This window comes from Shewanella sediminis HAW-EB3 (assembly GCF_000018025.1).
Taxonomy (GTDB): Bacteria; Pseudomonadota; Gammaproteobacteria; order Enterobacterales; family Shewanellaceae; genus Shewanella; species Shewanella sediminis.
In genome coordinates this window covers 176,690-189,125 of sequence record NC_009831.1, presented here as the reverse complement: position 1 = coordinate 189,125, position 12,436 = coordinate 176,690, and the positions used below count along the sequence as shown (strand labels likewise).

Annotated in this window: 12 protein-coding genes; 5 read left to right on the top strand and 7 right to left on the bottom strand. The window is 46.4% G+C overall.

The features are described from left to right. The first annotated feature begins 18 nt into the window (after positions 1–18). On the top strand, positions 19–870 hold the full coding sequence (locus SSED_RS00860; RefSeq protein ID WP_012004305.1) for a hypothetical protein: 852 nt from the start codon (positions 19–21) through the stop codon (positions 868–870). A 154-nt stretch (positions 871–1,024) separates the two neighbouring features. After that, on the top strand, positions 1,025–1,411 hold the full coding sequence (locus SSED_RS00855; RefSeq protein WP_012004304.1) for a VanZ family protein: 387 nt from the start codon (positions 1,025–1,027) through the stop codon (positions 1,409–1,411). 3 nt (positions 1,412–1,414) lie between these two features. On the opposite strand, the gene SSED_RS00850 is transcribed toward SSED_RS00855, so the two are convergent. Next, positions 1,415–2,191, bottom strand: coding sequence for a class I SAM-dependent methyltransferase (locus tag SSED_RS00850; protein WP_012004303.1), 777 nt, complete (start codon positions 2,189–2,191; stop codon positions 1,415–1,417). 196 nt (positions 2,192–2,387) lie between these two features. On the opposite strand from SSED_RS00850, the gene SSED_RS00845 reads away from it, so the two are divergent. After that, positions 2,388–3,230, top strand: a complete 843-nt coding sequence (locus SSED_RS00845) for a 23S rRNA (adenine(2030)-N(6))-methyltransferase RlmJ (protein WP_012004302.1) — start codon at positions 2,388–2,390, stop codon at positions 3,228–3,230. Between the two features lie 108 nt (positions 3,231–3,338). Here the strand turns inward: SSED_RS00845 and SSED_RS00840 are convergent, their stop codons facing one another. Both SSED_RS00840 and SSED_RS00835 read right to left on the bottom strand, forming a co-directional pair. Further along, positions 3,339–3,710 carry a nuclear transport factor 2 family protein gene (locus SSED_RS00840; protein WP_012004301.1) on the bottom strand — a complete coding sequence of 124 codons (372 nt, stop codon included), beginning with the start codon at positions 3,708–3,710 and terminating at the stop codon, positions 3,339–3,341. An 85-nt stretch (positions 3,711–3,795) separates the two neighbouring features. After that, complete coding sequence (locus SSED_RS00835; protein ID WP_012004300.1) at positions 3,796–4,689, bottom strand: LysR family transcriptional regulator; 894 nt, start codon at positions 4,687–4,689, stop codon at positions 3,796–3,798. 162 nt (positions 4,690–4,851) lie between these two features. Here SSED_RS00835 and SSED_RS00830 point away from each other — a divergent pair, with 162 nt between their 5' ends. Continuing rightward, a complete protein-coding gene (locus tag SSED_RS00830; RefSeq protein WP_012004299.1) occupies positions 4,852–6,258 on the top strand; it encodes an MATE family efflux transporter in 1,407 nt (468 codons plus the stop codon). A gap of 162 nt (positions 6,259–6,420) precedes the next feature. Here the strand turns inward: SSED_RS00830 and SSED_RS00825 are convergent, their stop codons facing one another. From SSED_RS00825 to SSED_RS00815, 3 genes are read right to left on the bottom strand one after another with little or no spacing between them, the layout of a single operon-like run. Beyond that, a complete protein-coding gene (locus tag SSED_RS00825; protein ID WP_012004298.1) occupies positions 6,421–7,158 on the bottom strand; it encodes a lytic transglycosylase domain-containing protein in 738 nt (245 codons plus the stop codon). Positions 7,159–7,166: 8 nt separating this feature from the next. Further along, positions 7,167–8,177 (bottom strand): DUF3137 domain-containing protein, encoded by a 1,011-nt coding sequence (locus SSED_RS00820; protein WP_012004297.1) that lies wholly within the window; start codon positions 8,175–8,177, stop codon positions 7,167–7,169. 58 nt (positions 8,178–8,235) lie between these two features. After that, a complete protein-coding gene (locus SSED_RS00815; RefSeq protein WP_012004296.1) occupies positions 8,236–8,805 on the bottom strand; it encodes a LemA family protein in 570 nt (189 codons plus the stop codon). Positions 8,806–9,862: 1,057 nt separating this feature from the next. Between SSED_RS00815 and SSED_RS00810 the strand changes: the two genes are divergently transcribed. Continuing rightward, positions 9,863–11,479, top strand: coding sequence for an AbgT family transporter (locus tag SSED_RS00810; RefSeq protein ID WP_012004295.1), 1,617 nt, complete (start codon positions 9,863–9,865; stop codon positions 11,477–11,479). Between the two features lie 92 nt (positions 11,480–11,571). Here SSED_RS00810 and SSED_RS00805 read toward each other — a convergent pair whose 3' ends face one another. After that, entirely contained in the window at positions 11,572–12,420 is an 849-nt protein-coding gene (locus SSED_RS00805; RefSeq protein ID WP_041421476.1) for a mechanosensitive ion channel family protein, read from the bottom strand. Between the last annotated feature and the right edge of the window lie 16 nt (positions 12,421–12,436).

Sequence of the window (12,436 nt, the reverse complement as noted above, 5' to 3'; positions counted from 1 at the left end):
ATAGCATCAGGGAAAACGATGAATAAATTAACTCTCGGCGCGACTATTGCGGTATTAGGCCTGTCACTCAACGTGAATGCTGAAGAGACCAGCTCCCCGCTGGCCATGTCTATAATTTCGGGTATGGAAGCCTATGAGGACTCACCCGGCAGCTCTTTATCGAAAGGCGCCGGCATCTCACTCATTTGGGACGATCTCAGATACGATAAAACCTACAAGCTCGATACTAACTACTTCCGGGCTCGCGGCACCTACTATTACGAGAAAGATTCAGAGAAGTACGATGAAGACAGATATCGAGACTCGATGGATCTAAAGCTCCATTACCAGCGTCCTTTTATGAGCATCAATAACGATGACGATTATACTCTCAGCGTTATCGGTCACTACGAGGGTCATTACAACAGTCAACAGCTCGAGGAGTTTGAGCAGCTTGCCGTAGGAGGCTTAGCACTCAACAGGCGTTTTGGTGACACCCATCATTACGACTTAGGGGTCACCTTAGGCTTGGCCTTCAGCGAGGAGGAGAAAGATGATGACTGGCCGAGAGAGTCACAAGGGATCACAGAGGAAGAGCTTAACCGCCGCGGTTTCGGTTACTACTTTGAACTAAAGAACAAGTATACCTTCAGCCACACCGGAGTTCAGTTATCACTAAACTACAGCCGTTACGATGGCCTGTGGAAATATGAAGATAATAAGTCCTATACCTTCAACAAGGTTAATTTTGGCGTCGTTATTCCTCTAGCCAATAAAAACAACCTGCTGCACTTCGCAACAGAATATATTGATCGCACCTCTGAACAAGATCTGATTGGATTCGATGATGTTCTCTACCGCGTGCATGCTGAATACGTTCACTACTTCTAGATATCACTACTTACCAATACAAAAGGAGCCATCAGGCTCCTTTTTTGTATTGTCCGCAAGTAAGAGGAGATTGGGTTAACTTTCATTAACTGTACTCGAACAGGGCTCTTGGCATAAGTTAAAGCAGGTTATTAATATAGGGCCCTGGAACATAATGAATAGATTGGTAGTTAGTTTAGCGCTAGTTTTTTTTGCTTTTATTCTTTGGGTGATCTATCTGGCGAATACCGGTAGCACTAGTGTTTTCTTCGAGCTGGTAGGTGTGCTCCCCTATGGTGACAAACTGGGGCACTTTTGCCTTTTCGGTATGCTGACCTTTTTGTTTAATCTCGCCTCTCGCTGTAAGTCGTTTCCGATAGGTCGATTCCGTCTCTACTATGGTACTGCGGTCGTTACGATTTTCGTGCTTGCGGAGGAGATTAGCCAAGGCTTCATCCCCAGCAGAACATTTGATCTGATGGATCTGACCGCCGATGCCCTGGGGATCCTCAGCTTTACTTATGTAACTTATCTCAGCAGTAAAACACCGATGAAGGCATAAGCGTTAAGCCTTCATAGCCGCCTTAACGTACACATCGAAACGGTTTTTCTTCGTTGATATGACCATAGATGGCTTCACCCCATCTAAGTCCTCTGCGTAATCGGGTCGCTTGACCACCACTCGCTTAGTGGCTAATGCTGTGGCAGGGGCGAGAAGTCCATCGGCATCGAGATCGGCGCCGACCAGTGACTGAAATACGCGCATCTCCTTCTTTACTAATGCCGACTTTTCACGGTGGGGATACATGGGATCTAAGTACACCACATCGATCTCTTCGCCAAGCTCGGCCACAGACTCCAGACTCGAGCCGTGTACCAGTCTCATGCGCTCGCGCATCCAATCGCCGATCTCTTCACTTTCATAGGCGCGGCGCAGACCATCTTCGAGCAGGGCTGCAACCACAGGGTTTCGCTCTACCATAGTAACATTGCAGCCAAGACTGGCCAGCACGAAGGCATCACGTCCGAGGCCAGCGGTACCATCGACGACGCTGGGATTCACCCCTTGCTTAAGGCCTACCGCTTTGGCTATCGATTGCCCTCGTCCACCACCAAATTTGCGGCGATGCGCCACAGCGCCCGAGACAAAATCCACACTGATGCCTTTCAGTTTTGGTTCATCACGCTTATTCAAAACAAGGCAATTATTTTCGAATACCAGCTCGAATGCAGCTTCCTTATCAAAGACAAGTCCCCATCTTTGGCAGATAGCCTCTAATGAAGGGTATTGAGCATTAAAAAAGATGCCTATCGGCTGTATTGATTGCTTAAGTTCGGTCACAGTAACTCGATGTGGCGTGATTATGCGTCTATTATGCCAAAAGCTCCCTCTGGGAGATATATTTTAAGGAGTTTGAGTTATAATCCGTAGCATTAGGCAATTTTTGCCATACCCAAATTAACCTCGCAAAGCCAAGTTCAGTTATCCATAAACGATATCCAGCTTAACGCTATGCCGAAACCCTTTAGGAATCATCATGCTGAGTTATCGCCACGGCTATCATGCCGGAAATTATGCCGATGTATTAAAGCACTCTGTTTTATTGCAGGTGCTTAAGCTAATGCATAAGAAGCCAACCCCTTTTGTCTATATTGATACCCATGCCGGAGCCGGCGGTTATGCTCTGAGTGATGAATTCGCCCAAAAAACCGGAGAGTACTTAGAGGGTGTCGCTAAGCTATGGGGAAAAGAGGATCTACCTGAACCACTTGCTGAGTATATTGCTGATGTCACTCACTTCAATCAGGGCAAACCTGAGCTCTCTTTCTATCCCGGCTCTCCAGCCTTTGTAGATATGAACAGCTATGAAAAAGAGCGCATGGTATTGCATGAGCTTCATGGCGCCGATCACGCTCAGCTTGAAGAGCAGTTTGCCGGTGACCGATATATTCGCATTGTCAAAGACGATGGCTTAAAAGGGTTAATCGCAGCGGTTCCTCCTCGTGAACGACGCGGCGTTATCTTAGTAGACCCAAGCTATGAGATGAAAACCGATTATCAGGATGTGCCTAACGCGATAATTAAGGCCCATAAAAAGTTCGCAACTGGTGTATATATGCTCTGGTATCCGGTCGTTAACCGCGCTCAAACCGAAGGCATGTTGAAAATACTTGCTCAGAGTGGCATTAAGAATCAGCTACGTATCGAACAGTCAGTTAGAGCCGATAGTGATGAATTTGGTATGACGGCGGCGGGTCTGTGGATCATCAATCCACCTTGGCAGCTCGATAGTAAAGCTGATGAGATTTTAGAATACTTATCACCTTTGCTAAACCAAGGTGGCGGTAAGGTCACGATGAAATTAGAAGTCGGTGAATAAGTCGCTTCTTTTCTCGTATCTGCTTAGTATATCGACTTATTGTTCGCGCTAAAAAGAGCTGGCTTTGCCGGCTCTTTTTATTAATACCAAATCAGTATAACGATTTATTCAAAACGGTTCGCATGGCGTCCCCTGATGAAAGATCATCTGCCAGCGCCCCTGACTTTTTCTCCATAGCGAGCTGCGCAGTGAGTAACGGGTAATAAACTCACCGGGTTTCTTCATGGTTGCCCTATAGACAAGCTGAGCGACATCGCAAGAGAGATGCCTCAATTCGAATGCGGTAGCTGAAAATTCAGGGCACTTCTCCCGGGGGAGCTGCTTTAACACCTCTTTCTTGCCGAAGCTTATTCCAGAGCCGCCAAACTCGAGAAAATCGTCATGGATAAGCTGATCGAGATCCTGAACCGATACCCTGACATCCGCCTTAAGAAGATAGAGCTCCAGCTCAACAAGTTTTTTCTTTAAACTGGTGTGCATACACTATCCTCCCTGCAAGACCTACCGCATCGATGCGCGAAAATACCAATCGACAATTACTGCTTTAATAATAACTTAGCATAAATTACTCATTTTTGAGTCGATTCTTAAACATAGATTCAATTTCCAGGAATATCCACTCCATCACAGGACCGTAGGCTCTGTCGCGTCGGTTCACTACCCCCATCTCAACGAGCAGAGGATCGGGAATATTCTCTGTCGACAACTCAATCACCTCATCGGTGTACCACTCCGAATTAGCCAGGTGATCGGGCACCAGTGCCCAACCGAGCCCCCTGATAACCAAGGCCGTGATGTAATAATAGCTATCGATATACCAATGATTTGCCGACAAGGCTTTAGCCTGATTTTTCCCGACGCGATCGCGGATAACCAACTGGCGATATTGGTTGAGTTCATCGATAGTCGGTGACTCAATCTTAGATAACGGATGCTTAGGCGATACGATCAATGAGTGGTAAAACTGACCGATGGACATAAACTCCAACGAATCAGAAAAAGACTTAACATAAAACAGTATCCCCATATCCGCCTTGCCCTCATCGACCCATTGAGCAATATCATCCTGAGAGCCATTTATTATGGTGAGCTTAAGCAAGGGAAACCGCTGAGCGACTCGCTCAATCAATGATTCGAACGTATTAATTGGCACGGCTTCATCCATAGCAATGGTTAACGCTATCTCCTCTCCGGTGGTCACCGTCAATGCCCTCGATTGCAGTCGCTGACACTGTTCGAGCACGGCCTGCGCCTCAACAAACATATCCTCGCCATGCTGAGTTAGGACTGGCAACTTGGCAGTTCTGTCAAATAACTCAAAACCGAGATCGGCCTCCAGATTCGAAATAGCGGTACTCACCCTTGACTGCGCACGGCCTAGTTTTCGTGCTGCCGCAGAAAATGATCCACACTTAACCGACAGCACAAACGCCTCTAACTGCGCCAGAGTCCAATTCATAACTTCTCCATTAACACACTAATCATATGAGACAACCATATGAGACAACCATATGAGACAACCATCCGAAATTCGGATAGGTATCAACTTTAATCAATCCGCTTATGGAGAGTATCCTACGGGCCTCCGCTAAGTACCAGAAAATAAGTACCAAAAAAGATTATGCAAGCCAACATCCAGGATATAACCTCAGATCGCTCAATACAGCGCACCTTTTGGCGTTACGCTATCCCTTCGATAGCTGCCATGCTAGTGAGCGGGTTATACCAGATCATCGACGGTATGTTTATCGGACACTATCTGGGCTATCAGGGCCTGGCGGGCATCAATGTAGCCTGGCCCATCATCTATGTGATTGCTGGTGTGGGCTTAATGATTGGGATGGGCGCTGGCAGCCTCATCTCAGGCAGTCGCGGAAGAAGCTCGACAAGCCAGCGAGGCCCAATAGAGGCTGGCAATGCTGATAAAGGAGTAGCAACAATCCTATACACGGCTATGGGTTTGTCCATAGGCTTTGGAGCTATTTTTTCATACCTGCTCTTTCTAAACGGCACCGACCTTCTGCTTGCTCAGGGCGCAGAAGATCAAGCCTTAGTATTAGCACAGCAGTATATCTCTCCTTTCGTCTGGACCGCAGTGATCACTATTCTTGCATCCGCCCTGCCCATGTTGGTTCGTAACGATGAGAGTCCGAACATAGCGACGGCTCTGATGGTCACCGGAGCATGCATGAATATCGTACTAGACTACCTGCTCATCGTTCAATTCGACATGGGGCTGAAGGGAGCCGCGCTCGCAACCGTATCAGCGCAGCTGTCAGTTTGTGTTGGCGGCTTCGCCTATTTTCTTTCGACTAAAACTCAACTCAAGTTGTCCGAATATCGTCCAAGTTTTCATACCAAGCTGGCCGGAAAGATTCTGCTGCTGGGATCATCGAGTTTTGTTATGTATATCTACACCAGCTTTGTCTTTGCGCTACATAACCGTCTGTTTATGGAATATGGCACCTCCTTAACCGTTGCGGCCTTTACCATTGTCGGTTATCTGATGGTTCTCTACTACTTCATTGCAGAAGGCATTGGTGAAGGTATGCAACCTCCGGTCAGCTTCTTTTTAGGAGCGGCACAGCCCCATAATATAAAGAAAATGGTGCTGTTGGCGGCAACGGTCTCACTCACCATAGGCATTAGCTGGACCGCGATACTTAACCTGTTCCCCGAAACCATGATTGGGTTATTTAACAGCGACGATCCAGAGCTGATACGGGAAACCATCACCGGCATTCACCTACATCTGTTTGGTATGTTTCTCGATGGGTTAGTGGTGTTAGCAATCATGTATTTTATGGCAGTAGATCAAGGCGGGAAATCGTTAGCCATCTCTTTGGGCAATATGCTTATCCAGCTGCCTTTCCTCTACATATTACCTAAATGGCTGGGAATATATGGTGTATGGATAGCAATGCCACTCTCTAATGTGGTGATGTTTATTATCGTTGCCCCTATGGTGTGGCGTCACATGAATGCGGCAACCTCGCATAAGCAGATAGCAAGTCTGGCCACTGCTTAAGCTACTCATGGTGAATAAGAGATTGAGGTGTGGCTATCCCTGCTTGCGATATCGCTCCAACAAGATCTTCACCCGTTTAACATAGGCTTGAGTCTCTGAAGGTATTGGAGAGGGATCCTAAGGAATAAGATTATCACCTAAGCACTCAGCCACTGAAACTACTTAGCCGGGTTTGCGATAACGCTCCAACAAGATCTTCACCCGTTTAACGTAGGCTTGGGTCTCGGGGTAAGGCGGGATCCCCTTATAATGGGTAACATTCATGGGGCCGGCATTGTAGGCGGCACAGGCTAAATCTATATCCCCATCAAAGCGTCGCAGCATTTGCGCCAGATATTTTGCCCCGCCATCGATATTTTGCTCCGGCTTGAAGGCATTTTTAACCCCCAACTCTTTCGCCGTTTCGGGCATAAGTTGCATCAGCCCCATGGCGCCGCTTCGGGACAAGGCAAATACCTTAAATGCCGATTCGGCGTGAATAACCGCCCGAATGAGTGCTGGATCAAGGTTATGGGTATTGGCGGCTTGATTGATTAACTCATCATAGTCTCTGTAGAAAAGAGGGATTTTCTTCCAATCCAGACTGGAGTCGGGCTGGCATGCATAGCAGTCATATAACAGCACCTGATATTGAGCCGAACCCGGAGCATGATCGGAGAATGCCATGACACCATTCTCCTGCCTGTATTGGTATACCTTTAGCTGGTTTTCAGCCTCTTTCGAAGGAGAGAAGGATGCAGGATGAGCAGTAGAAGACTTGCCCAATATCCCCTCTTTAGAGTAACTGGCTTTATAATGAGGCTTGGCATCCCTCTCAATAGTGACCTGAGCATAACTGTGGGTTACGCCCGCAAGCCAAAGCAGAGAGCTGACAATGCCACCACAGCAGATGGCATGCATATATTTCATCACAGACCGGTATATTCATCGAGTTTCAGTACTTCAATCATAGCAAACAGTTGCCTCATCTCTCTGTTAATCTGACTAAACTCATACTCGAAGGTGGCGCCATGAAAAATGGAACCCAGCTCGAATCGGTTTTCTCTGCTGGCTAACATGATGAGTAATTTATCTTCATAGAAAGCGCATTGAAACTGACCGGAAAAGCAGTCCGCCAGCTCCTGTAAGCGTTCCATAAAAGAGACGGTCAATAGATAACGGGCCTCGATCTGATCAGATGAAAACACGTCGAATAATTTCTCAAACCGCGGGTCTTCAAGCTTGACCCTGGACAACCGCTTAAAGGAGTCAGAAAGGAAGTTCATCAGACTACCTCTGTTACGTACAACCACAGTGTGACCATTAAACTTCTTATGACAGCCCAGTTGCACCATCACACCATTGAAAACCGTCTTAGTTTCGTTACGCTTATCTCGCCTGACCTCCTTAGTAAGCGCCAGCTCGTTGATCGCTATCTCGATCCCCCGGTGAGTACCCTGAACGTAATCATCGAAATGGGCCTTATCGTAACCGGGTAGCAGCTTTGAACGCTTGAGCGTACTCATGCTCATGCTGTGTGTTGGGCTAAAGATAAAGTCATCACCAAAATAGCGAAATATCTTGGGAAATACCTGCAGCTTTACATCGCTCTGATAATGGGTCACGGGTCTGGAGCACCACCAGCAAAGGGGGACCAAGGGCAACAAGTAGAAGGGCCAAGGTATGACTATTCTCTGTGTCGAATCAAATAAGAGACAGATAAAGAGCACGGCAGCAAAAATACCTATGCTCATGTATATTCGCAGCCTAAGTGCCTTTAGACAGGCCACTCGACGATTCTCAAACTTGCGCGTCAATGGCTCTATATGCTCATCGTAATGCGCCTGTAACGACTCGAGTTCATCACCCACGGCACTCAGAGGTTTTGCCTGGCGCTTAGGCTTAATACGTGCACCAAAAAGAAAACTAATTATATTCATGAGAAGTTAAGCTAAGTAAACACCTGCAGTGATGTACGGCACTCGTGTCACCCATACATTAGTTCAGGTAATCGGAGGCATCGACCGGCGCCTTCGAAGCTTCGTCGGCTTCGTAGAAAGGCATCACCTTAATATTCGCCATAGAAGCGATAATTGAGCCGGGGAAGATCTCCACCGCATTATTTAGCTCAGTTACCGATGCATTGTAGAATCGGCGAGCAGCAGAGATATGAGCTTCAACCTCATTATAGGTCTGCATCGCTTGTAGCATAGTGTTGTCGGATTTTAGCTCGGGGTAGTTTTCGACACTCACCATCAACTGACCCATCTTGCCATTCAATAGCTCGGCTTTAACCAGATGCTCCTTAACAGCTGACGCATCGCCGATGTCATAAGATTTTTCTACCTGGGCACGCAGCTCGGTGATCTCAGTCAATAAGGACTTTTCATGATCCATGAATTTCTGAGCAATTTTTAAAATATTAGGCACCAGGTTAGATCTTTTTTTCAACTGCACATCGATACCGGATAGAGCTTCGCGAACAGAATTGCGCTTTTTAACCAGACTGACGTACCAAAGGTAGGCAATGATAACCAGTAGCCCTAACCCCAACAGCAACCCTTCCATCATATGTCCTTATTATTCTGATTTTTATTTGGATATTCTCAGCTTATCGGTAAAGCCATAACTCTCTACTCTCACCTATTTTTTATAATATTTCCAGATATTTATCGGCCATCTCGGCCAAAGAATAAAGGGTACAAATTGTGCTTTTTCAAAATGTTCAGCCATTTTATGACATTTATTCAAAAGTAAACATACGCTAACAAGATGCTAACGATAAATATCAGCGAGGATCAGAAAAACCACTACTAAAATAAAATCATAAATTTAATTTAAGATAAAAAACCTTACTTAACAATCAGAAAGCATCGAACGGCGAAGTGATAAAAAATGAGCACCCATTCAGAAATAGTAAAGCATATTCCTGAACTCTCATTAAGTTAACCTGAATAAATCACCACTAAGGGATGTATTATGCGAGATGCAGTCAATAACCAGGTTTTTAACACCTATATTCATGCTTAACGGCATGTCGCCATCGAATTCATCTCAAACGACAATGACATTGATGTTCAGATTTACAGCAAACCATTCAGTTTCCATACAGACAAGCTCAGGCATAATAGGTCTCATGAAGTCTTGTTACATCATCTCATTAAGTCATAGTTGTACATCCTTTTTAGGCTCTAGTTTGAGCCTATTTTTTTGCCTGTAACCCAATGAAAACACGCTATTCTCATTCAGTTTTCATACAGTCAATATAAGCTATATTGGTCACAAGCAAACATGATGACAACCAACCCCAACTGATTGACTTGATGTTATTGCTGGCGCAACCCTATCCCTTTTGGCCCCACTTTTATGGGGTCATTTTTTTGCCTGAATTTCGGCTAACTCGGTTAATGTTTAAATCCTCCCCTCGCGCTATTCCCTCCTCGCTCGAGTCTTGTCACACCTCAATTCTTTTACAAATTTAATATTCAGTTAAACCAACTAAGACACTATGGCTGGTCTACTCGGAAATTCCGAGTCCGAAAACCAATAATACCGATTGGTATAAAGCCGCAATCGAAGCTGGCATTTAAAAGGTCCACAGAGGCCAAACATTGAAGGAAAGGGTATGGGTTTAAATAAAGAAGAGGGCATAGAGCTGCCTCTCAATTCACCGGGAGCATCAGGGCCGCAGAGTGGTGCTTTTGTTCGTTTTCTTAATATTGTCGAACGATTAGGAAACTTACTTCCCCACCCGATATCCCTTTTCGCTATGTTCTGTCTGGCCGTTATCGCCATCAGTGGCATCGCCGGCTATTTTGAATTAACCGTCGTAGATCCCCGTCCGATAGGCTCATCGGGTCGAAGTGAAGATGGCCTTATCCATGTCGTGAGCCTAATGAATGGCGAAGGTTTGAGGATGATAGTCTCAAACCTGGTGACTAACTTCACCGGATTCACTCCACTGGGCACTGTACTGGTTGCCCTGCTGGGTGTCGGCATAGCCGAACGTTCCGGCCTACTCTCGGCAGCGATGCGCTTACTGGTCATCGGAGCTTCAAAACGTCTGGTAACCCTCACGATTGTATTTGCCGGTATTGTCTCTAACACCGCATCCGAGCTGGGTTATGTCGTCCTTGTGCCCATGGCGGCGATGATATTTCACTCTCTCGGTCGTCACCCCCTAGCGGGGCTTGCCGCCGCTTTTGCCGGGGTATCGGGCGGCTACAGTGCCAACCTGTTATTGGGCACGGTGGATCCGCTTCTGTCCGGGATCACCGAAGCCGCAGCGCAGATGATCGATCCCGAGTATATGGTAGGACCCGAGGTGAACTGGTATTTCATGTTCGTCTCTACCTTCCTTATCACCATTCTGGGCGCTATCGTCACCGAGAAAATTGTCGAACCCAAACTGGGGAAGTATGATCCTGATGAAGCTGCAGTCGATCTCGCCAGCCAAAAGATGGATGGTGTCAGCAGTGATGAGAAACGCGGTCTAAAGGCTGCGGGGATCGCGGTATTAATACTGTCTTCACTGGTCGCACTGACTGTCGTGCCTGAAAATGGTCCACTGAGAGATCCTGAGACAGGCTTAGTAGCAGGCTCCCCTTTCCTTAAAGGCATTGTCGCCTTTATCTTTATCTGCTTCGCTATTCCGGGCTTGGTCTACGGTAAGGTCGTGGGCACCATGAAAAAAGATAAAGATGTCATCGACGCCATGTCGCACAGTATGAGTTCTATGGGCATGTATATCGTGCTGGTATTCTTCGCTTCTCAGTTCGTCGCCTTCTTTAAGTGGACTAACTTAGGTGCAGTGTTAGCCGTCTCCGGGGCCGACGCCCTGAGCGCTATCGGCTTAACGGGTCCATTAGTGTTTGTGCTGTTTATCATGCTGTGTGGCTTCATCAACCTGATGCTGGGTAGCGCCTCTGCGCAGTGGGCCGTGACCGCCCCCATCTTCGTGCCTATGTTGATGTTGGTAGGCTATGCACCGGAGACGATTCAGGCGGCTTATCGAATAGGCGACTCGGTCACGAACCTGATCACCCCCATGATGAGCTATTTTGGATTAATACTCGCGGTCGCTTCTCAATATAAGAAAAATCTCGGCATAGGCACACTGATCGCGACCATGCTGCCTTACTCCATCGTCTTCTTCATCGGCTGGACCTGTTTCTTCTTCATCTGGGTATTTGTGTTGGGGCTGCCGGTAGGGCCAGGGGCTGAGACCTATTACACCCCGTAAATGAAGAGATAAAAATATGGCGCAGCAATTGGGGCTCCCCTGTGCTGCGCCTTTACATATTTTAAATATCACATCTTAATGAGTGTTAAGAGCTACTGAAGTGCTTCTTTACCAAAAGCTTCATGGTAAGCAATCATAAAATCTTCGCGAATGAGTTGCTCCAGATGAGCTGCGCGCTCAGTGGGGCAAAAAATCATAATATGAATATTTTGCTCGCCATTGGGGCCGCTATTGATATGGATATGTGGCTCTGAGCCTGGTAGGTCAACACCCGCATGTTTTTCAATAACACTATTGTAGCGTGTTGCCACTTCATGGAAGTCTTCACAATGCGCTTCAATTTGTTCGCGTAGTTCAGGAAAGAGAGGATATAAGTTAACGAACTCAACAATGGTTATATGAAAGTTATGGTAGACATAGCGCTTCATAAAATTAAGATTCTTGACCGCATAGGTAAAGAACATGCTGTTAGGTAGTGTCGCCGTTTTACCTGTGTAATGGTATTGCCCGTGATGTAGGTCTATTTCCTGTATCACTGTCGCCATTAAATTATGCTCAATGACCTCACCACATAATTGACCCACCTCAATCCAATCACCAATAACAAATGAGCGTGAACTCGCACGCTGAATCGAGCCTGTAAAACACAATATAATCTCTTTTGATGCCACCACAATTGCGATAGCAATGGCGGTCACTGACAATGCAAATTTATTTATCTCCGTCTGCCAAAGCATAAATAAGATGACCATGATTAAGATAAACGTGCCGTTTTTAGTGCGCGACATCCACTTGCGCTGCACCTCAGTCAAAAACGGAATATCACCACGAATTTTCGAGATGATGAAACGTTTAACCAGTGAAATGAAGACAATCACCAAAACGGTCAATAACAACTTATGCGTTAGTAAAAAATCAACGGCAATGTTAAGTTTATCCACAAAATCCTCTTTAACA